This is a genomic window from Actinotignum timonense, assembly GCF_002860685.3.
In the GTDB taxonomy this organism is placed as follows: Bacteria; Actinomycetota; Actinomycetes; order Actinomycetales; family Actinomycetaceae; genus Actinotignum; species Actinotignum timonense.
Map to the genome: position 1 here is coordinate 2,270,664 of NZ_CP136960.1, position 21,401 is coordinate 2,292,064.

General features: G+C 61.7%; 17 protein-coding genes. 4 read left to right on the forward strand and 13 right to left on the reverse strand.

What is annotated here, in order from left to right; all coding sequences use genetic code 11:
• Positions 1 to 213: 213 nt before the first annotated feature.
• The 3 genes from CYJ17_RS09510 to CYJ17_RS09520 form a co-directional block, all read right to left on the reverse strand.
• Complete coding sequence (locus tag CYJ17_RS09510; protein WP_087070433.1) at positions 214 to 618, reverse strand: Fic family protein; 405 nt, start codon at positions 616 to 618, stop codon at positions 214 to 216.
• Complete coding sequence (locus CYJ17_RS09515) at positions 615 to 806, reverse strand: hypothetical protein (protein WP_143231853.1); 192 nt, start codon at positions 804 to 806, stop codon at positions 615 to 617. Before CYJ17_RS09515 ends, CYJ17_RS09510 begins: the two co-directional genes overlap by 4 nt.
• Positions 807 to 915: 109 nt before the next feature.
• Positions 916 to 2,058: an aggregation-promoting factor C-terminal-like domain-containing protein gene (locus tag CYJ17_RS09520; protein ID WP_101657604.1), complete on the reverse strand. Its 1,143-nt coding sequence runs from the start codon at positions 2,056 to 2,058 to the stop codon at positions 916 to 918.
• Positions 2,059 to 2,387: 329 nt separating this feature from the next.
• Between CYJ17_RS09520 and CYJ17_RS09525 the strand changes: the two genes are divergently transcribed.
• Positions 2,388 to 3,242, forward strand: a complete 855-nt coding sequence (locus CYJ17_RS09525; protein WP_087070430.1) for a polyadenylate binding domain-containing protein — start codon at positions 2,388 to 2,390, stop codon at positions 3,240 to 3,242.
• Between the two features lie 17 nt (positions 3,243 to 3,259).
• Here CYJ17_RS09525 and CYJ17_RS09530 read toward each other — a convergent pair whose 3' ends face one another.
• Together CYJ17_RS09530 and metG are read right to left on the reverse strand one after the other, a co-directional pair.
• A complete protein-coding gene (locus CYJ17_RS09530) occupies positions 3,260 to 4,234 on the reverse strand; it encodes a TatD family hydrolase (RefSeq protein WP_087071164.1) in 975 nt (324 codons plus the stop codon).
• 74 nt (positions 4,235 to 4,308) lie between these two features.
• A complete protein-coding gene (gene metG, locus CYJ17_RS09535) occupies positions 4,309 to 6,120 on the reverse strand; it encodes a methionine--tRNA ligase (protein ID WP_087070429.1) in 1,812 nt (603 codons plus the stop codon).
• A gap of 149 nt (positions 6,121 to 6,269) precedes the next feature.
• Here metG and CYJ17_RS09540 point away from each other — a divergent pair, with 149 nt between their 5' ends.
• Entirely contained in the window at positions 6,270 to 7,082 is an 813-nt protein-coding gene (locus CYJ17_RS09540; RefSeq protein ID WP_087070428.1) for an isochorismatase family protein, read from the forward strand.
• A 52-nt stretch (positions 7,083 to 7,134) separates the two neighbouring features.
• Here the strand turns inward: CYJ17_RS09540 and CYJ17_RS09545 are convergent, their stop codons facing one another.
• The 5 genes from CYJ17_RS09545 to rsmI all read right to left on the reverse strand — a co-directional run bounded on the left by CYJ17_RS09545 (position 7,135) and on the right by rsmI (position 13,189).
• A complete protein-coding gene (locus tag CYJ17_RS09545; RefSeq protein ID WP_087070427.1) occupies positions 7,135 to 8,100 on the reverse strand; it encodes a helix-turn-helix transcriptional regulator in 966 nt (321 codons plus the stop codon).
• Positions 8,101 to 8,314: 214 nt separating this feature from the next.
• On the reverse strand, positions 8,315 to 9,919 hold the full coding sequence (locus CYJ17_RS09550) for a YfcC family protein (protein WP_087070426.1): 1,605 nt from the start codon (positions 9,917 to 9,919) through the stop codon (positions 8,315 to 8,317).
• A 17-nt stretch (positions 9,920 to 9,936) separates the two neighbouring features.
• A complete protein-coding gene (gene arcC, locus CYJ17_RS09555) occupies positions 9,937 to 10,893 on the reverse strand; it encodes a carbamate kinase (protein WP_087070425.1) in 957 nt (318 codons plus the stop codon).
• A gap of 122 nt (positions 10,894 to 11,015) precedes the next feature.
• The gene (argF, locus tag CYJ17_RS09560; protein WP_016443245.1) at positions 11,016 to 12,011 is read right to left on the reverse strand and encodes an ornithine carbamoyltransferase; all 996 of its coding nucleotides are present in this window, start codon (positions 12,009 to 12,011) and stop codon (positions 11,016 to 11,018) included.
• A 287-nt stretch (positions 12,012 to 12,298) separates the two neighbouring features.
• Positions 12,299 to 13,189 carry a 16S rRNA (cytidine(1402)-2'-O)-methyltransferase gene (rsmI, locus tag CYJ17_RS09565; protein ID WP_234984464.1) on the reverse strand — a complete coding sequence of 297 codons (891 nt, stop codon included), beginning with the start codon at positions 13,187 to 13,189 and terminating at the stop codon, positions 12,299 to 12,301.
• Positions 13,190 to 13,337: 148 nt separating this feature from the next.
• Here rsmI and CYJ17_RS09570 point away from each other — a divergent pair, with 148 nt between their 5' ends.
• Together CYJ17_RS09570 and CYJ17_RS09575 are read left to right on the forward strand one after the other, a co-directional pair.
• Positions 13,338 to 15,107, forward strand: a complete 1,770-nt coding sequence (locus CYJ17_RS09570) for a dolichyl-phosphate-mannose--protein mannosyltransferase (RefSeq protein WP_087070424.1) — start codon at positions 13,338 to 13,340, stop codon at positions 15,105 to 15,107.
• 136 nt (positions 15,108 to 15,243) lie between these two features.
• Positions 15,244 to 16,800: a S1C family serine protease gene (locus tag CYJ17_RS09575; RefSeq protein WP_087070423.1), complete on the forward strand. Its 1,557-nt coding sequence runs from the start codon at positions 15,244 to 15,246 to the stop codon at positions 16,798 to 16,800.
• 221 nt (positions 16,801 to 17,021) lie between these two features.
• Here CYJ17_RS09575 and CYJ17_RS09580 read toward each other — a convergent pair whose 3' ends face one another.
• The 3 genes from CYJ17_RS09580 to CYJ17_RS09590 form a co-directional block, all read right to left on the reverse strand.
• Entirely contained in the window at positions 17,022 to 18,212 is a 1,191-nt protein-coding gene (locus CYJ17_RS09580; RefSeq protein ID WP_087070422.1) for a cobalamin-independent methionine synthase II family protein, read from the reverse strand.
• A 550-nt stretch (positions 18,213 to 18,762) separates the two neighbouring features.
• The gene (locus tag CYJ17_RS09585) at positions 18,763 to 19,566 is read right to left on the reverse strand and encodes a hypothetical protein (protein WP_101657605.1); all 804 of its coding nucleotides are present in this window, start codon (positions 19,564 to 19,566) and stop codon (positions 18,763 to 18,765) included.
• Between the two features lie 383 nt (positions 19,567 to 19,949).
• Entirely contained in the window at positions 19,950 to 20,732 is a 783-nt protein-coding gene (locus CYJ17_RS09590) for a hypothetical protein (RefSeq protein WP_087070420.1), read from the reverse strand.
• Positions 20,733 to 21,401 lie beyond the last annotated feature (669 nt).

Consider the following 21,401-nt stretch of genomic DNA (forward strand, 5'->3'; position numbering starts at 1 on the left):
CTCCCTTCGCGCTTCTACTTACGGAGCATGTGATCTTATACGGACCCGGATGCCCGGCTCTGTTACGCCCACACAACCAAGAAGAGATACACCAGAATAAGGACCACGGCCGCCACCGCCGCGATCAGCAAGGCGAGTGCGCGGCGCAGCTGCCGGCCAGTACCATGCTTCTCACCACATTCATGGTGTAACTGTATACCCCAATAGTCACGTTTATTCAGCTTCGAGCGCTGGATGCACATTATTGACGAACTCCGGCCGCGAATTCTCTTTGAGTAGCTCCGTTATCTGTGCCAGATCCCGTAATTGCCCTCCGGCGACAGCGAAACACATGTCAGCTAGCGCGTCGTCGTTCATCATTAATTCGAAGCCGAACTCGTTGAGGAGCGCTTCACATAGCAGCGCCCCGAGCCGCTTATTTCCGTCAAAAAGCGGATGCTGGGTCTCTACTTCCAGCAGGATTTTCGCGGCTTTTTCGTGCGGACTCGGGTACAGTTCCACCCCGTACATTTTCCCGAAAGCACCCTGGAAGCAGGAGCGCAGCCCGGCCCGGGAGCGCACATAAAATCCACGCCGCGCCAACCAGCGTTCCACCGCGAATTCGTTGAGCCGCCTCAATTTCCCAAACGCTCCATCGCGGTAGCGCGCTTGGAATACAGTGCATCAAGCTGGTCAGCGACCTCAAGCTCGCTGCGAAGAGCGGCCAGGCTTTCGCGTACAACCTGTTCTTCGCTCATGCCGTAGCGAGCCGCGATATCCGCAATATCGCGCGCTAGTTTGTCACTAATCGTTATCGTGGCGCCCATAATCATGAGCGTATAAGCGACCCGGCACCAGCGCAATACCGCTCTTGAGTAGCGGCGGTTGCGTACCGGTTGCGTAGCAGCTGAGAGCCGCGGGCTTAAAGCTGCAGGCTTAGTACCACCCGCGGGAATTGGAATGCCCGAGCGCGGCGCAGGGGCTGCCGTAGCGGCCTTCGATGTAGCCCAGACCCCAGCGGATCTGGGTGGCGGGATTGGTCTGCCAATCGGCACCGGCGGACGCCATCTTCGAGCCGGGCAGCGCCTGCGGAATACCGTAGGCCCCCGAGGAGCTGTTTTCCGCCAGGTGATTCCAATTCGATTCCCGATTCCACAGCGTGACCAGGCAGGAGAACTGGTCCTGACCCCAGCCGTAAGCGGAGAGCATACCCGAGGCGATTTCCTGGGCGGTGCCGGCCGGAACCACGCTGGCGCTCCCGAGCGCCGCACTGCCAGCGTCACCGCTCGCGCCCGCCACCGCGGCGGCGCTTTCCGAAGTCCCTACCTTGACCACTTCATCCACGCGGGCCTGCTTGACCGCGGAGAAAGTCAGGGTACGAGCAACTTCCTTGCCGTTTTCCACCCGGATTTCATAGGTATTGGCAGAAATGCCATCCTTGCCTTCCGTTTCCACCTTGGTGGTGCCTTTGGCAAGCGCGGCGTCGTCGACCTTGGTGGAACCGTGCGCGTCCACCACCTCTTCGGTGACCACGCGCTTTTCCACCCGGGTGATGGTGACCTTCGCGCCGGGGGTGACCGCTTCGGCGAGGCTCTGCGAAACAACGTCGTCCCCGGAAACCGTGATCCCGGCTTCCCGCAGGGCTTCCCCGAGGGTGCCCGCCGTGGTGGTGAGGGTGCGTTCTTCGCCTTCAAAATTAACGGTGAAAGAGTATTCGGAAACCGTGGCGCCGGCAGCGCGCGCCACCGGGAAACCATCCGCGTACGCATTGGCGGGCATGGACATATGCGACATCAAGCCGATACCGCTGCCGGCCAGCAGCACGGCCCCGAGCGCGGAAACCCCGCGCCGGCTGAGCGGGAAAGCACTGAGCTGGGCGTTCGCAGCGGTATCCTCCACCGCGGCGGGTGCCTGGAATGCGGTACCGGTGGCCTGCGGCCGAGTAGCCAGCGCGGCCTGCACCGCCTCGCTCACCGCGCCGCGTTCCATCATGAGAGCCCGCGACCGCGGACCCGGGGTACAAACCTCAGCCCGAACGAATTGCTCGAGTCCCATTCCCTGTGCGCTGTGACGCCCCACTAAACTTCCTCCGTTGCTTGCGCGAGTACCCTCCGGCCCCGCTTTTATAACGAAACTATATCGAGTGTAATCATTTCGTAACATTTGGACAATGATCCGGAGAGGAAGGCTCGCTTTTCTTGAGATTTTCAAGAACGCTCACGCGGTGGTCGCGTGATCTTTCCGTGGATTCTTGCGGTTTTTGCGCATGTGGTACGACGACGCCGCCCGCTGGCGCATCGTAATCTGAGCGTTATTTCACATTGCCGGAGAGGGCTGGGAAGGCCCTGGCGGGGAGACAAAGCTAACGCGCCCCCAGCGCGGGCGTTACATCGATTACATTTAAGGCTATGAGCACTCAATATCCCGGATACGCACAGCAGCCTGTCCCTCCGAGCTACCCCGTTCCCTCCGCATCGAAGCGTGGCACCGGCGCGCTGCGCGGCCTGGCGGCTCTCACCACCACACTGTGCATCGCTCTTATTATCTTGTGCTTCACGCCGGTCCTGGCCCTGGGCGAAGATAATGCCTCGATCTTCGGGCTGGCGCATCCGGGTGGCGTGTGGCTGCCCGTGATCCTATACGGTGTTGGATTGGTCCTCGCGTTGCTGGCGGGAGTGCTCGGTTTGTTCATCACCGGCCGGGCAGCCCAGGCTTTTTCGTGGCTGGCGCCGCTGGGCGGAGCGATCACCCTGGGTGGGCTCGCGGCGCTCTCCTTGGATAGTTCGGTGAGTGCGCTCCGCGAATTCGGGGCGCAGTACACCGTGCTTTTCTGGGTGACCGGCGCGCTGGCCTTGGTTCTGGCACTGGTGGGGATCACTCAGGGGGTGGCTGCGGGAACGGCCGCGAAGAAATCCGCGCGCCCCGCGTACCCGGGCTATCCCGGCTATCCCGCAGCGCAGCCCTACGGGCAGGGCTACCCGGCGCAAGGGTACCCGAACCAGGGCGCGCCGATGCAGGGGTACCCGCAGGGCTACGGCCAGGGCTACCCGGGTCAAGCTCAGTATCAGGGCCAGCAGCCCTATGCCCAGCAGTACCGCCAGCCCTACGGCCAGAATTACGGCCAGCAGGCTTATGCACAGCAGGGATACCCGCAAGGTAGCGGCCAGCCGCAAGCCCAAGCTCAGCAGACGGCTTCAAGCCAGTCGGCTCCCCAATCCGGGCCGTCCGCCCAGAGTCCCGAGTCGGAAAGCCCGCAGAACTAAACGAGCCGCAAAGCTACCTAGGCCGCGCCCAGTTCCCCGTACACCGCCCGGGTGTTCTCCAGGAGCTGGGCGCACCAGTCTGCTTCGCTCACGCCGCGCAGCTCGGCCCCAAAACGTACCGTCCATGCCATCACGTAGGGTGCGTTGGGGTGGCCGCGCCAGGGCACCGGCGTGAGGTAGGGGGCGTCGGTTTCCGCGAGGAGCAGCGCCGGATCAAAAGCTTGGAAGGCCGCGCGGAGCTGATCATTGGCCGGGTAGGTCATTTGCCCGCCAAAACTTCCGTACCAGCCTTCCTGGGTGCACAGCTCGGCAAGCGCGGCGTCGCCGGAAAAAGCGTGGAAAACTACGCGACTCGGGGCGCCGTCACGGCGCAGCACCTCCACGCAATCGGCGTGGGCTTCGCGGTCGTGAATCTGAACGGGAAGGTCGAGCTCACGCGCGAGGGCGAGGTGGGCGCGGAACGCCTCAATTTGGGCGGCGCGGCCCTCCTCGGAAGTGCGGAAATAGTCGAGCCCCGTTTCCCCAATAGCAACGACGGCGCTGGAGCGGGCTGCCTCCGCCACCCGGCCAATGGCATCCTCCAGGCTGAGGGTGTGGTGGGCGGCAAGCTCCTGGACTAATCCATCCGGACCGGTCGCGGTGATCCCGCGGTGCCGGGCGGCCTCATTGGGGTGAATCGCGAGCGCGGCGGAAAAATGCGCGCGATCCGCTTCTGCCACCGCGACGGTGGGCAGCAGATCCGGGACCTCGCAGGCGCAGGTAATGGCGTGGCAGACCCCGGCGGCGTCCATGGCGGCGGCTTCCTCGCTCGGCAGCATCCGCCCGCGCGGCGGGGTGAGCGCCTCCCCCGCCGGCACCCAAATATGGGTGTGGTTATCGATAACCGGGCCGACAAGCCGGGCCGGAGCATCGGGCAGGTACCAGCGGCGGGCCCGCTTTTTCTCCTTCGCGGAGAGGGCAGCGAATTCTTCCGGCGCTAATTCGTTGCGCACGGCACCGTTCGGAACCGCTCCATTCGGTGCCGGGTCACGCGCGGCTCCGTCCCGTACCGATTCATTGCGCACGCTTAGTCCTCACCGATGCCGAGGCGCTCCAGTTCCTCATCAACCACGCTGGTATCCAGCTTGGTGAAAACCGGGGACGGCTTCGAAATCGGGGTGCCAACCTGCACTTCCACCCGCTCCCACGGATGCGGATCAGAATAATCCCCGGTAATAATCGGGTAGGGCTTACCGGAATCCAGGTCGGTGACTTCTTCCAGGCGCGGCATCGGGGCAATATCACCGGCCCCGCCCAGCACCCGGTCCACCGTATTCGAGGAATGCGGGAGGAATACGCTCATCATGGTATTGAGATCAGAAACCACCTGGATGAGGGTGTGCAGCACCGTGCCCAGGCGTTCACGCTGGGAAGGATCCTTCATCTTGAAGGGCTCGGTGGCGGAAACGTAGCCGTTGGCTTCCCTCACCAGCCGCATAATTTCGGTGAGCGCGGCGCGCTGGCGGTGCGCGGCAATGGCGTCACCCACGGTGGTGAATCCGGTTTCCACCGCGTCCAGGAGCTCCCGGTCCACATCCTCAAGCGGCCCGGCCGCCGGGATTTCCCCGAAGTTCTTCGCAATCATGGCCGCGGTACGATTGACGAGGTTCCCCCAGCCGGCCACCAGCTCGGAATTATTACGCCGCACAAATTCTGCCCAGGTGAAATCAGCGTCGGAAGTTTCCGGGCCGGCAATGGAAATAAAGTAGCGCAGTGCATCGGGCTGGTAGCGCGAGAGTACATCGCGCACATAAATCACCACGCCCCTGGACGAGGAGACCTTCTGACCTTCCATGGTGAGGAATTCCGAAGCCACCACCTGGGTGGGCAGGTTGAGCGTGCCCAAATCCCCGGGCTGGCCGCCCCGGCTCCCCTCCCCGTTATAGGCGAGGAGTTCGGCCGGCCAGATCTGGGAATGGAAAACAATATTGTCCTTCCCCATGAAGTAGTAGGAGCGGGCATCCGCGTCATTCCACCAGGCCCGCCAATCATCCCGGCTTCCCACTCCGCGCGCTTCACGCCGGCGTGCCCATTCAATAGAGGCGGATAGGTAGCCGATAACGGCGTCGAACCATACGTAGAGGCGCTTGGAGGGTTGGTCTTCCCACCCGGGTACCGGAATGCCCCAGGTAATATCCCGGCTCATAGCGCGTGGGCGTACATCTTCCAGGAGGTGCTTGGAAAATGAGATAACGTTCGGGCGCCACTTCCCAGATTCTTCCACCTCATCAAGCCACTGCCCCAGGCGCTCCGCCAACGCCGGCAAATCCAAGAAATAATGCTCGGTTTCGCGGAATTGCGGGGTTTTCCCGGAGACCTTGGAGACCGGGTCGATAAGATCCTGCGGATCGAGTTGGTTACCGCAACTATCGCACTGATCCCCGCGGGCCGAGGTGTTACCGCACAGCGGGCAGGTGCCTTCAATATAGCGATCCGGGAGGGTGTTCCCGGTTTCCGGATCGAAGGCAACCGGGGCGGAGTGCACCACCATGTAACCGTTATCCCGGCACACCTCAAACATCTGCTGCACAACCCGCTCGTGATTAACCGTGGTGGTGCGGGTGAACAGATCGTAGGAAAGCCCGAGCGCCACGAGGTCCTCCACAATAATGCGATTATTACGGTCCGCGAGTTCTTCCGGGGTAATTCCCTCCGCGTCGGCCGAAACCAAAATAGGGGTCCCGTGTTCATCGGTACCCGAGACCATGAGGACATCCTCCCCCACCATGCGCATATAGCGCGAGAACACATCCGAGGGAACACCGAATCCAGCAACGTGACCAATATGGCGCGGGCCGTTGGCATACGGCCAGGCAACAGCGGAGAGAATATGAGTCATGGCCACCATTCTACTAGCGTGCCGGCGCGCGCGCCCGCTAGCGCGCCCGCATCCCCGCGCCTAAACTATAAGGGCGCGGCGCCACCATTGCGTTAAACCAGCCGGCCGCCGCGCACCGCGTGATGACCCGCTTCATCAGGAGGATGACTATGGATGAGACCCGCGCACTCATCATTGTTGATGTACAACCCACATTCTGCGAAGGCGGCAGCCTCGGGGTAGATGGCGGTAACGCCGTTGCCGAACGCATTGCAGATTTTGTCACCGATAACGCCGAGGAATACGCTCTCATCGCCACCACCCAGGATTGGCATATTGATCCGGGTCCGCATTTTTCCGAGAATCCGGATTTTGTGGATAGCTGGCCGCCCCACGGCGTGGCCGATACCCCGGAGGCGGAGCTGCACGAATCCATCGCGGCGCTTCCTATCGACGTGCAGTTCAAGAAGGGCCAGTACGCCTCGGGCTATTCCGGTTTCGAGGGCACCGATCCGCAAGGGAATCTCCTCGAGGACGTGCTGCGCACCGCCGAGGTCACGGATGTGGACGTGGTGGGTATTGCCGAATCGCATTGCGTGCGCGCCACCGCCATCGACGCGGTCCGTAACGGTTTCCGCACCCGCGTTTTTTCTGACCTCACCGTGCCCACCTCCCCGGAACTCGGGGCCGCGGCCCGCGTAGAGATGGACGAAGCGGGCGTGGAACAGCTGCAATCCTCGGAAGCCTTCGGTTTTTACGAAGAATCTGAAGTTCCGGATGAATTCGATGATCCGTACGACGACGCCGCAGCTGGCGAGGAGGAACTCGAGCACCTCGATGAGGATTACGAACTCTACGAGGACGATGATTTCGATGACTACGCCGATGAAGACGAAGATATCGACTTTTCGGATGAGGTCAATGAGGCCGATTTCGATTTCTCCGATATCGACTACCGCCCCGGAATGGACTCCGCAAAATAGCGCGGGTGTGCCAGCCGGCCAGCCCCGTGCCAGCAGGCCCGCAATCGGCCCGCTAAACCGAGCGCCAGAAGTCTTTGACCAGCTCCTCGCGGTTAGCCACCTGGCTTTTCTTGAGGATATTGTGCACGTGCACCTTCACCGTGGAGGGCGATAGATAGAGCTCGGTGGAAATCTGGGAATTTGTTTTCCCGCGCATGAGGTAGCCGAGCACTTCTTCTTCGCGCTTCGATAGCCCCCGGGCCTGGGAATAGAACACCAGGGAGGATTCGATGAAATCCTCCTCCAGGTGATTGACGGTTTCCGGGGGCCGGTCGAAGTGGATGCGCAGCACCCGCACCCCGAAACGCATCACGTGGATCACCCAGCAGATATACATGAGGTTTTCCAAGAAATTGCGTTCAGGAAGGAAGGCCAGCGCAGAAGCGCTATCCGCGTGGGGAGCCACGAGGAAAATAAAGGTAATATTCCAGGCGAAGGTTCCCAATACCGCCACCCAGGTAGCAACGTAAAGCCAGCGGTGGCGGCGCTGGCGAATTTTCTCCACCCCGGTGGTGGCATGTAGATAATTCCACGTTGCCACGCTGAGGATCCCGATCACCACGATGCCACGCATGGAGAAGAAAACGAATTCCCGCCAGGCCGGATCGGGAATCAGCAAAGCCCCGGCGCTTCCCACAATAAAAATCCCGGCCGGGATGAGGGTGCTGTGCCACTCCACTTTCGCTTCCGGTTCCGTCATGAAGGTGGCGTAGGTCAGCCAGATAAGCCCCATGAGCAGCGCGCCCAGGGTGATGGATTCCAGGGGCGCGGTGATGTGGTAGACGCTGTCAATATTGCGTGGATGGGTGAAGTCCGTGCGGGCCACGGTTGCGACGTCGAAAAAATACACAAGGAAAAGGGCGGCGCAACACACAAACATGCGACGGCGCGAAACGAGATAACACGCAAGCGCCGTCGCCGAACCCATGAGGATGAAGAGTCCCACCATCCAGGTGTAATAAAACAGTCCTACCGTCATTGCACAGCTCCGTTGCCTTCACCACGCGATTCCGCCACGGTCGCCCGCCACGCGGGATCGCGAGCGCGAGTGTCTCGCGCCACACCGTCACATTATAAAAGCATTAACCGCCGCGCCGAAATACCGGGCCGGCGGAATGCACGCTGCGGCTCCGGCGGTACCAAGCCCGCCGGAGCCGCGCGTTTCGGCTATTTTTTAGCCGTATTCTTCGCGCCTACGCGCCGTAGATAAGCACCTGGGCCACGCAGGCCGCCCCGCCGAAGCCGAGTACGAAGAGCACCATCGGCCACACGAAGCGGAACCAATGCTGGTACTTCATATCGAGCATCTGCAACGTTGCCATGACCAGGCCCGTGGGTGCCAGGAAGAGCATCGCGTACTGACCCCATTGATACGCACAAACGATGATCCACCGCGGGATACCCACGGCGTCGGCCAGCGGCGCCATAATCGGCATGGCCAGCACGGCCAAACCGGAGGAGGACGGCACCACAAAACCGAGCACGAAGAAGATCAGCAGCATAATGATGATGAAGAGCGGGCCGGACATCCCCGAAACCAGGTTCGTTGCCGAATGGAGCAGGGAGTCGGAAATGAGGCCGTCGTTCATCACGATATTGATGCCGCGCGCCAACCCGATAATGAGCGAAACGCCCACCAGGCTGGAGGAGCCTTCGATGAAGGCATCCGTCAGCTGTTTCTCATTGAGCCGGTCTTTCCCGAAGAGGGAAATCGCCATGACCGCGATGGTAATGGTGAGGAAGGAGGCCGCCATGGTCGGGAACCACCAGCCCATGGCCATAACGCCCCACACCATAATCGGGAAGGCGGATACGAAAAGAACGAGGATGATTTTCTTCTGCCAGTTGAAGGCGGGAACATCATCGGCGTGGGTGGTCATCGCCCACTGCTTCTCGAAAGCTTCGTGATCTTCGTAAACGTAGGACTTCGTGAAGTCCTTCTTAATCATTTTTGCGTAGCGGTGCAGGTACCACACCACCACGATGGCACCCACGATACAGCCGCCCACGCGCCAGATAATGCCGTCCGTGAAGGGGATACCGGCGGCATTGGAGGCGATCACCACGGAGAAGGGGTTGATCGTGGAGAAGGTGGTTCCCATGGATCCGGCCAGGAAGATCGCGCCCACGCAGATAATGGAGTCGTATCCCATGGCCAGGAATATGGGTACCAGGATCGGGTAGAAGGCCACCGCTTCTTCTTCCAGGCCGCACAGCGATCCGCCTACCACCATGAAGACGGATACCGCGAAGACGAGGAGGAATTCGTGGCCCTTGGTTTTCTTCGTCAGCGCGATAAGACCTGACTCGAATGCACCTGTTTTTCTCACCACCCCAATCAGGCCACCGAGCACGAAGATGAAGACCATAATATCCACCGCTTCGATCGTGCCGTGCACCATGGCGACCGGAATATCGGCGACGCTGGCCGGATTCTGCTCGAGGGACTCATAGGATCCCGGTACCGAGATCGGCTTATTGAGGGCCCCGGAGGTGAATTGGGAAAGGTCAATATCCATGCCCAATTCGCTCAGGGTGTCCTGGGTGCCGGGGTATTCCTTGGTTTCCCCCTGCGGGCTGAGCACGGAGAAGGTGCCGGTATCCGAGCTGTAGCTCAGCTTGGCGTAGGAGCCGGCCGGCACCAGCCACGTGGCGATAGCCGCCACGATGGTCAGGAAGAAGAGGATCGTGAAAGCGCCCGGGATGGTTATACCGCGCCGCTTCTTACGGGGTGTTGGTGTGCCGGTGTCTTCGTCGGCCCCATTGCCGACGGGGGCATCGTTTGTGCGTGTTGTCATGATTGTGTCCTTCGGACTTAGGCGATGATCGCGGTGCCGCTCTCCCCGGAAATGCCCTGTTCGGCCTTTTCCAGCGAGGTAATAATGGCGCGTTTTCCGGCTGCGCCATCCACGAATTCGAGGCAGGCTTCGACCTTGGGCAGCATGGACCCGGGGGCGAATTGTTCTTCCTCGATGTACTGGCGGGCCTGAGCCACCGTCATTTCGGGCACATCGCGCTGCGTGGGTTTGTTGAAATCAATGGCTACCGCGTCCACGGCGGTGAGGATGAGGAGAGTATCGGCGTCGACCTCCCGCGCCAGCAGCGCGGCGGTGCGATCCTTATCGATGACGGCCGCGACTCCGCGGTATCCCGAGCCTTCCTTGACCACCGGGATGCCGCCGCCACCGGCCGCGATCACGATGGTGCCGGCCTCCACGAGTGAGCTAATAACATCGCGTTCCACGATGGAGACGGGGAGCGGGGAGGCCACCACCCAGCGCCAGCCGCGCCCGGCATCCTCCACGTATTTGTTTCCGGTTTCCTCCATGAGGACCCGGGCCTGCTCTTCGGTGAAGAAAGCCCCCACCGGCTTGGTTGGGCGCCCGAAAGCGGGATCTGCGGCGTCGACCTCCGTTTGGGTGACCACCGAAATAACCGGGCGGGCAATCTGCCGCGCCGCGAGTTCGGCCTCGATGGCCTGCTGGAGGTGGTAACCGATATAGCCCTGGGACATGGCGCCGCATTCGGCGAAGGGAATCGACGGTGTTTCCCCGGCGGCCGCGGAATTATCGGTCGCGACCTTGATCATGCCCACCTGCGGGCCGTTCCCGTGGGTGACAACGACGTCATTGCCGGTTGCCACCAAATCCACGATAGAGCGGGCGGTTTCCTTAATAAGTTCGAGCTGCTGCTCCGGGGTTTTCCCGAGCGCATTGCCGCCGAGTGCGACCACAATTTTTTCGCCGGCGGTACGGGTATTTTCCTGAGTCATCTTCTGTCCTTTTCACGCGCGGGCGACGCGCCGCGGGGTGGCCCTGCTACCTGCAGCCAGCTCCCCGGCGCCGTCGCCCGCGCTACCTGGGCACGGCCGCGCGGGCACGTGCCTGACCCCTCCTAGGAGAGGGTTGCGTACATAACGGCCTTAATGGTGTGCATGCGGTTCTCGGCTTCGTCGAAGACTCGCGAGCGCGGACCTTCGAAGACCCGATCTTCCACTTCCATTTCCGTCACCCCGAACTTCTTGGCGATTTCCGCGCCGATGGTGGTGTTGGTGTCGTGGAAGGAGGGCAGGCAGTGCATGAAGATCGCTTCCGGATCGGCCTTGTCCATGAGTTCCTGGGTGACGCGGTAGGCTTCCAGCTCCGCGATACGCGAGGCCCACACTTCATCCGGTTCGCCCATGGAAACCCAAATATCGGTGTAGAGCACGTGGGCGCCGGTGGCGGCCGCGGCGGCATCTTCGGTGAGGGTCACGCTGCCGCCGGATTCCGCGGCGAGTTCCTTGCAGGTATCCACCAGCCACTCTTCGGGCATGCGATCCTTCGGGCCGCAGGCCACAAAGTTGAGGCCCAGCTTGGAGCAGACCACCATAAGCGAGTTCGCCACGTTATTGCGGGCATCGCCGAAGAACACAAACTTCTTGCCCTTGATGCCGTCCTCGAAGTTCTCCTGGACGGTGAGGATATCGGCGAGCATCTGGGTGGGGTGGAAGAGGTCGGTCAGGCCGTTCCATACCGGAACCCCGGCCTTGGCGCCCATTTCTTCCACGAGTTCCTGGGAGAAACCGCGGTATTCGATGCCGTCGTACATGCGGCCCAGAACCCGGGCGGTATCCTCAATGGATTCCTTCTTGCCCATCTGTGAGCTGCCCGGATCCAGGTAGGTCACGCCCATGCCCAGGTCCATACCGGCCACTTCGAAGGAGCAGCGGGTGCGGGTGGAGGTCTTTTCGAAGAGCAGCACAATATTCTTGCCTTCGAGGTAGCGGTGCGGGGTGCCGCTGAGCTTGAGTTCCTTGAACTGCGCGGACAGACGCAGCAGGTAGCGGATTTCATCGGGCGTAAAATCGAGCAGCTTGAGGAAGTTGCGTCCGCGGATATTGACAGCCATTGTCGTTCCTTTCCTAGCGCGGTCCGTGGTCCCGTTCGGGCAGACCGGCCAGCGGTAACGGGGTCTTCTTTGGCCCCTGGGATCACTGTTGGCTGTCCAACCCGTACCCGCCTCGCGGCGAGAGGATCATGTCCCGGCCCCGGTTCCCCGGGGGTTGTTTTTACTGTGCATGATCCAGGTCACGCGCGCTAGGAAAATCCGGGTGGAGCGCGGGTGGAACGTGGTTTAGCCGCGTTTTTCGGGCCCTAAACCCCACTAAACCCGCGTATTTCCGCGCTTTATTCGCCCTACTCAAGGGCGGCGCGGTAGAGCTCATTCGTGCGTAAACCGGTGCGCGCGGCCACGAAAGCGGCGGCATCTTTGCGGCGCAGACCGAGCTGGCACAGTTCAGCGACGTCGCCCACGGCCCGCGCGCGCACCTGTTCTTCCCTTTCGGCCGCGCTACTTCCTGTTACGACGACGACGATCTCTCCCAGGGCCCCTTCGCTGAACCGCTGCGCGAGTTCGGCCAGGGGCCCGCGCACGATTTCTTCGTGCGTCTTGGTGAGCTCCCGGCAGACCGCCGCTTCGCGCCCGGGGCCGAAAGCGGTAACGAAATTGGCGAGGGTGGCCCCCAGGCGCCGCGGGGATTCGAAGAAAATCATGGTGCGTTCTTCGCTTCGCAGTGCCGCGAGCGCGGCGGCCTGTTCCCCGGCTTTGCGCGGGAGGAATCCTTCGAAGGTGAAACGGTCAGTGGGCAGGCCGGAGGCGACCAACGCGGTGAGCGGGGCGGAAGGGCCGGGGACCACGGTCACGGGAATACCGGCTGCGCGGGCCCGTACCACCAGGCGGAAGCCGGGATCGGACACGGAGGGCATACCCGCATCGCTGACCATGAGGACGCGCGCGCCGGAGCGGGCCAGGTCGATGAGGTGGGCGCCGCGTTCGGCTTCATTATGTTCGTAATAGGAGAGCACCTGGGCGCTCACCTCGATACCGAGGCGGGCGGCGAGCTGGTAAAAACGCCGGGTATCTTCCGCGGCCACGGTATCGGCCCGCGCGATTTCGGCGCGCAGGCGCGGCGAGGCGTCGGCGTCGTTTCCAATGGGAGTGGCGGCAAGAACAATTCCCGCGTGATGGCTTTCGTTCTGACCGGGGCGGTGCCCCTCGTGCCGTCCGGCATCCTGACCTGTGCTCATTCTGCTATTCTGCCACGCTCCGGTGCCGCGGCCGCGCGCCCGCGGTGCCGGGCCGGACCGTCACGCCGGAACGCCACGCACACGCGCGGCACCGGCCTCCGCGGCCAGCGCCACCACGCGGGCGGGCAGTTATCGATAGAATCCGCACGTGAGCGAAAAACTAAGCGAACCCATCGGGCGCCTCCCCCGCGAGTGCGCGGAGCGCTACGAAGACGAGCTGCGCGGCCGGCTCGGGCTGGCCCCGCGCGGATTAGAGTGGCTCACCCGCAGCGAAAAACGCCTGGGGTGGTGGATCACGGGAGCGGTCACGCTTATCGCCGCCCTCACGCGTTTCTTCCGCCTGGGATTCCCCGACCGCCTCATGTTTGACGAAACCTACTACGTCAAGGGCGCGAATTCGCTGCTGCGCCTGGGCTACGAGGCGGATTGGCAGGGCGGCACGGAATTCGACGCCGCTTTCGCCGCCGGCGACTTCTCCCACACCTCACCGGCCGGGGACTACGTGGTTCACCCCCCGCTCGGGAAATGGATTATGGCGATAGGCCAAGCGATTTTCGGGGAAACCTCCCCCTTCGGCTGGCGTTTTATGGTGGCGCTGGCCGGCACCCTCGCGGTGGCGCTCCTGGTTCGCATCGCCCTGCGCCTCTTCCTCAACCCGTGGCTGGCCGGGGTGGCCGGCATCGCGATGGCCCTGGACGGCATGGGCATCACGCTCTCCCGCATCGGAATCCTCGATAACCTCCTCGCTTTCTTTGTACTGGCCGGATTCTGGGCGCTGCTGCGCGACCGCGATTGGACCCGGGAGCGCCTGGCCCACCGGGTAGCTTTCGGGCCGGTGCACGCGGACGGCCGCCCGGCCGCCTGGGGCCCGCGGGTGTGGTGGCGCCCCTGGATGCTCGCTACCGGAGTATTCCTGGGGCTGGCCTGCGGGGTGAAATGGTCGGGGATTTACGCCGTGGCAGTTTTCGGCCTGGTGGCTTTCGCCTGGGGCATGGCGGCCCGCCACGCGGTAGGCCTGCGCCTGTGGGTAGGCGCCGCGGTTTTCCAGGAAGGCATCCCGGCTTTCGTGCATCTGGTTCCCACCGCTGCCGCCACCTACGTGGCCTCCTGGTTCTCCTGGTTCCGCGATAGCCGTTCCTGGGGGCACGGCTGGGCGGCGGGCGTGCGCGAGAGCACCCCGGAGGCCCTCCCCTTCCCCTGGCTCCCCAATTCCTTCAACGATTTGGCGCACTACCACAGCCAAATGTGGGATTTCCACAACGGGCTCTCCACCCCGCACACCTACCAATCCTCGGTCTGGCAGTGGTTCGTGCAATGGCGCCCGGTCTCGTTCTGGTGGCCCACCTCCGAAGAAATGGCCGGGCAGTGCCCGAGCGGCGAGCGCTGCGTCCAAGCGGTCACCTCGGTGGGCAACCCGGTGGTGTGGTGGCTGGCACTCCTCGCCCTGGTGGTGGTGCTCTGGGTGGCTTTCACCCGTTTCGACTGGCGCGCCTGGGCCATCCTGAGCGGCTACCTCGCCATGGCCGCGCCGTGGTCGCTCTATATGGACCGCACTATTTTCCAGTTCTACGCGGTTGCTTTCCTTCCCTTCGTGGCCCTCGCCCTCACCTACGGCCTCGGCTTTATCACCGGCGCGCTGGGCGCCCCGCACGCGCGCGGGAACGGGAGCGTCCGCGCTGATAGGTACGACGACGCAGCTTGGGGCCACGCGGACTTTATCCGCGATGAGCCACCTGGAATATGCGCCTATCCCGTGCGCTGGTGGCGATGCCGGATTAGCCGCCGCACGCTTGCGGCGTGCGGCGCCGTCGTCGTTCTTATTATTCTGGCGGCGATGTTCTGGTACCCAATCTGGACCGGGCAAACGGTTTCCTATGAGTTTTGGCGCCTGCATATGTGGCTACCGTCGTGGATTTAGCGCGGCGGGCAATGCTCGCATTTTCGGACAACGTTCAGAAACTTTCCAGAATCGGCGGGCATGCTACCCGGTGTGACCGGACCACCGCGGCAGCCGTGGCGGCGGCTAGGTGCGGAGTGAGGAAAGGACGTTTCACATGACAGATGAGTGGCGTAATGACTCGGGCGAACCGGGCGCGCAAGCAGGCGGGACCCAACCGGGTGGCACGCAGGCAGGCGGCACGCAATCGAATAGCTACACGAATGCGTACCACTACCCCAGCGCACCCTCCGCCGGGTACGCTTCCGCACAGCCGCCCTATCCGGGCAGCTCAGCAGGGAACGGCTCAGGCGGGTACTCGGGAGGTTATTCCGGAAGCTATCCGGGCTCGTACCAGAGCGCCTCGCAAGGCTCCTATCAGAGCGCATTTCCCGGGGCGTATCAGGGTGGGTACCAGGGCTCGTACCAGGGCTCCTACCAGCAACCTGGCTACGGGTACGGCTATGGCCCCCAATTCGGGGCCGCGCCGGCGCCGGTCAAGCGGCGCTCGAAGGGCACCACCGCCATTCTTGTCATTATCGGAATGGTAGTCGCGTTGCTCGTGGGCACCGGGGTGGGGTATTTCGGCCTGGCTCCGGAGCCGCAGGCCAGCTCCCCTTCCGTCAAGGATCCTTTTAGCTTCCAATATAACGACGGCCTGACCGCCCCGAATGATGGGCGCCAGCAGGGTGGAGCGGAACCATATATGCCGATTCCGCGCGATTTCCCCACCCAGCTGCCGGGCGGTAACCACGGCGCGGACGGTCCTATTGACCGCGGCGAAAAGGTAAGCCCTGCGGGCGTTGCCATTATTAATGCGCGGATGGGCTCCGGCATGGGTGCTGGCAGTGGGATTGTGCTGACCGCAGACGGGCAGGTGCTCACGAATTACCACGTGGTGATGGGATCGGATGCCATCCAGGTGGAGATTCCGGCGGCCGGGAAAACCTACGCGGCCAGTGTTATTGGGCATGACGAGAAGCGCGACGTCGCCCTATTGCAACTCAAGGATGCCTCCGGGCTCACCCCGGCAAAAATTGCTAGTACCCCGGCCAAACAGGGCGATAAGGTCAGCGCGGTGGGCAACGGGCGCGGGCAGGGCTATCTCACCGAGATTAAAGGTGAGGTAACCGGGCTGGGTATGGACGTGCGGGTGGCCACAGAGGACGGCCTGAGCTTTGACACCCTCAAGAATATGATCGTCACCGATGCCGATGTGGTCCCCGGATACTCGGGCGGGCCCATGATGAATGCCCAGGGCGAAGTGGTGGGGATGAATAGTGCCGCTTCGCAGGGCACCACCTCCGCGCAAGTGTACGGTTTCGCGATTCCCATCGAGCGGGCGCTGTCCATTGTGGAGCAGATTCGCGCCGGGAAGAGCGACGATAATGTGACCGTGGGCAAGAATGCCGCCCTCGGGATTACCGTGGGGCTCAGCGAGCAGGGCGGGGTGACCGTGCTGGCCGTCGGCCCGAATTCCGGGGCGGCCAAGGCCGGCGTCAAGGAAGGGGATACGATTCTCAGCCTGGATGGCCAATCGGTTTCCAGCCCGGCGCAGGTAGCTAAGCAGGTGCGCACCCACAAGGTCGGGGACACCATTACCCTGGAGATTTCGCGCGGCGGCGGTACCCCGCAAACCATCGAGGTGACGTTGGGCGAATCGCCGGTGAACTAGCGGGAGGCGGCACGGCCGGTATACCGGAACTGATACCGGGACGGGGCCGCACTCCGCATAAAACTGGACCACCGCGCGCCGCTGGAATCTCGCGGCTAAATACCAGAAGGGGACCTGAACAGCTTCTGCTGCGCAGGTCCCCTTCGGTGTTCCACAGGGAGCGGCGTGCCGCTCCGGTACTTCAAGGCGCGGGGATCATTAGGCCCGCTGCCCTGGAGACTTTACTTCGAGGCGAGGCGGGCGCCTTCCACGAGCGTCTCGAGCTTCGCCCAGGCGATGGACGGGTAGATGCGCCCACCCAGCCCGCAATCGGTGGAGGCGATCACGTGCTCGGGGCCCACCAGCGAGGTGAAATGCTCGATGCGCTGGGCCACCAGCTCGGGGTGTTCCACCACGTTCGTGGAGTGGGAAACAACGCCCGGGATAAGGACCTTGTCATCCGGGAGGGTGATATCTTCCCAAATCTTCCATTCGTGGGCGTGGCGCGCATTGCCCGCTTCGAAGGTCAGGCCCTGTGCCTTCACCTTCAAACACAGGTCCACGATGTCGCGGAAGGGAATATCGGTGGTGTGCGGGCCGTGCCACGAACCCCAGCACACGTGCAGGCGCACGAGTTCCGGATCGATGCCTTCCAGCGCGTAGTTGATCGCTTCAATACGGCGAGCCACCCAGGTGCGGTAATCGGCAACCGCCGGTTCCGGATTGACCTGATCCCAGCCTTCAGCCAGCGAGGGATCGTCGATCTGGACGGTCAGGCCGGCATCGGTGATGATCTTGTATTCCTCATGGAGGGCATCGGCCATCGCGGTGAGGACTTCATCTTCCGACTTGTAATACGTATTGGAAATACGCGCCGCGGACCCGGGAGACAGCGCCGCGATAAACCCGGAAGAAGCATCAAGACCATTGGCCTTGAGTGCCTTGAGCGTAAGGTCGACGTCGCGCTGGGTTTGTTCGGCACCGATGTAGGTCACGGGGCCGGTGATGGTGGGCATGGCCACTTCCTGGCGCTTGGCCTGGTGGATTCCCGATTCCGGATCCGTGTAGGCATCCTTGAACCGCTGCCAATCCCGGCGCTGGTCGAAGGGAACGAGCTCGACCGCTCCCCCGCCCGCGGTAGCAGCCGCGTGGAATTCGTTATCAGTGAATTCCAGCCCGCCCAGGCGCGAGAAGGAGTACCACCACCAGGAACCGTAATTGGTTACTTCGGTCATGACGTGACCGTATTCGCCGTCGTTAATAATATCGAGGCCGATCTCCTTCTGGCGCGCAACAACGCCAGCAACTTCGGCATCGAGCTTTTCTTTGAATTCAGCTTCGCTAATCTGGCCGTTCTGGTGCGCTTCGTTGGTAGCGCGCAGCGAATCGGTACGCGGGAGGGAGCCGACGTGGGTGGTCTTGATCTTCGTCATATTAATATCCTTTGTGCTGGGTGTGGTGATGGAGATCGGTCCGACTCAGCGTATCCCATCAACGATACGACGCCGCAGCGGCGGGTGCTCAGTGAGACGTAACGGACCGGGGCGAGATGTCCTCGCGCGCGGAATCGCCCGAAGGCCAAGTGGAATCCGCGCTAGCCCAGCATTCGCATTCGGGCGGCGGGCATCGTCATGGCAGAGCGAGGATCAGTGAGAACCATGGTGCATCCTTTCCGTCCGAATCGGGGCGCCGGGGCCGTGCCGCCGGCAGTGTTACCAGGTGATGCCCCGTGCGGGCACCCACCTCCAGTAGCCTAGAGGGAATTATTAAGCCACGTCAAACTATTGACCACTATATGAGATGAGGGTTATAGCTCGAGGGTCTTGGCGCCATATCGACCAGACGAGCATTATCCCGCTAAATACGGGGAGTGGGCCCGGAATATCCCGGACCCACTCCCCGTGAAACGATGAAACAGTTGAGGATGAATTACCTAGTGGAAACCAACCTCGAAACTGTTGTCAGTGCCAGAGGCAGGTTCGCTTAGGCAAACTTGCGATAGGCAACGAAGGCACCACCGGCCAGGAGGAGCAGAGCAGCCCCACCCGCAGCAACACCGGCCTCAACACCGGAGTTGGCCAGCTTCTTACCTTCAGCCTTCTTGGCTTCGGCCTTCTTCTCGGCCTTCTTCTCGGCCTTAGGATCAGCCTTCTTATCGGCATCCTTCTTGGGCTCAACCTTCGGGTCGGCCTTAGGATCGACCTTGTCGCCGTCCTTCTTGGGATCAACCTTGGGCTGCTCGGGCTTCGGCTGTTCCGCCTGCGGCTTGTCGGTCTTGGGATCCTCGACCTTCGCACCCGGCGTCAGTTCCTTCAGGCGGTCCTTCGCAGCAGCACACTTGTACATGTCGTAGTACTCGGTACCTTCGGCACAGAACCAAGTGGCATCAAGTTCCGCGTCAGACTTCTTAAGATCGGCAATTTCCGCTTCAAGGGTCTTGCACGCGACGAAGTCGTAGTATTCGGTGCCTTCTGCGCACTTGTACTGCGCATCAAGCTGCTTATCTTCGAGAGCAACCTTGACACTGTCACCCTTCGGAGCTTCCGGCTTTGCTTCATCGCCAGCCGGAGCCGGCTGCGCTGCATCTGCCTTTGCCTTCGCGAGAGCAGCTTCAGCATCGGCGCACTTCGCCATATCGAAGTATTCCGTTCCCGGCGTGCAGAAATAATCAACGTTGAGCTGCGCGTCCTTTACAGGATCATCAGCAGGGGCAGCGTAAGCTACACCCCCCCCCGCGGCAAGCATGACACCAAAAGTGACACCGGCCGCAATCTTTTTCAACTGCATGTCTACTCCTAAATACGTATCGTCATGGCACCATTCCCAGCGTTGTACCGTGCAAGCTGATCCCATTTGCCAGCCGTGCACTCCACTGAGCACCTGCCACAACAGTCACAATACTTTATTGCGCTCTATCAATATACGGGAAGGATGAGATTATTGAAACTCTGTGACCATCACCACATCGGATGTGCACCCGGGTTATTTACGCGTCATATCAATGAACCATTGCTTCTATTTATCGAAATTCCTCCGCCCCTCGCCTCAAATACAGAATGGGCCCGGGTAAAACCCGGACCCATTCAGCGTGAAACGATGAAACAGTCGAGGATGAATTACCTAGTGGCAACCAGCCTCGGAACTGTTGTTAGTGCCAGAGGCAGGTTTGCTTAGGCAAACTTGCGGTAAGCAACGAAGGCGCCACCGGCCAGGAGGAGCAGAGCAGCCCCACCGGCAGCCGCACCGGCGTCAACACCGGAGTTGGCCAGCTTCTTACCTTCGGCCTTCTTGGCTTCCTTCTTGGGGTCAGCCTTCTTCTCAGCCTTGGGATCAGCCTTCTTGTCGGCGTCCTTCTTGTCGCCGTCCTTCTTGGGCTCAGCCTTCGGGTCCGCCTTAGGATCGACCTTGTCGCCATCCTTCTTCGGATCAACCTTGGGCTGCTCAGGCTTCGGAGCCTCACCCTTCAGAGCGTCAAGAGCCTTCTGAGCATCCGCAACAGCCTTTTCGGCAGCCGCGCGCGCAGCGATCTTGTCGTTGAGGGTAACAACGCCAACCTCAAGCTCGGTCAGCTTAGCCTTGGCATTGGAGACGGCGATCTCAAGCTTTTCGAATTCGTCGGAGGCAGCCTTAATAGCAGCCGCCGCGGCATCGACCTTAGCCTTGGCAGCTTCGTAAGCCTTGGTAGCGGCCTCATCGGTCGGATTGGCATCGAAAGCCTTCTGAGCTTCCTTCAGCTCGGCAACAGCCTTGGCGTGGGCTTCTTCGGCGGGAACAACACCCGGGGAAGCGTCGAGCTTTTCTTCAGCGTAGCTGAGGGTGCCCTTCTGAATCTCGACGTACTTCTTCTGATCATCGAGCTGGGTCTGAAGTTCCTCAGCAGAGGGGAACTCAGCGAGCTTAGCCTTGGCCTCATCCAGGGCCTTCTGAGCCGCCGTGGTATCGGCAGCGGTCACCTGGGGTGCATCAGGCGCGGCAGGAGCAGCGTAAGCTACACCCCCCCCCCGCGGCGAGCATCACACCAAAGGTAGCGCCAGCCACAATCTTCTTCAACTGCATGTCTACTCCTATAAACGTATGTCCATGGCATGCCTACCCCAGAAGAGGCCTTTTACCGACCGATCCCATTCACCAGCCGTGCACTCCACTGAGCACCTGCCACAACAGTCACAATACTTTATTGCGCTCTATTAATATACGGGAAGGATGAGATTTTCGAAACTTTGTGACCATCGTCACTATGGGTAGTTTAAGCTGCAATTCCGGGCCAAATTAACACGTACTTTTTATTGAAGAAATGTAATTTACCAGGTAGAAGTGCATGGGCATGCATTAATATACCCCTCTCCCCAAAAACCGCCCGAGTGGCATCGGGTGTTAATCATGTGGCTATAGTGAAAATTGAGGCCTGTGTCACTCCGCAAGCGCAAGATGTTTCACTATGCACGCCGGCGGCCGCTAGCTACTCGCCAGAAAGGCGCCACAGCGGCAGGAGAACTACTCGCGGGCAGCGGCTCTCACCCGCACCCCTTTCCATCACGCGCCCATAATTCCCCACCCGCGCACTCAAGGCGATAAGCTCAAGGCGCTATAAGCACATTCCTCACATATCGGGAAAGACCTCT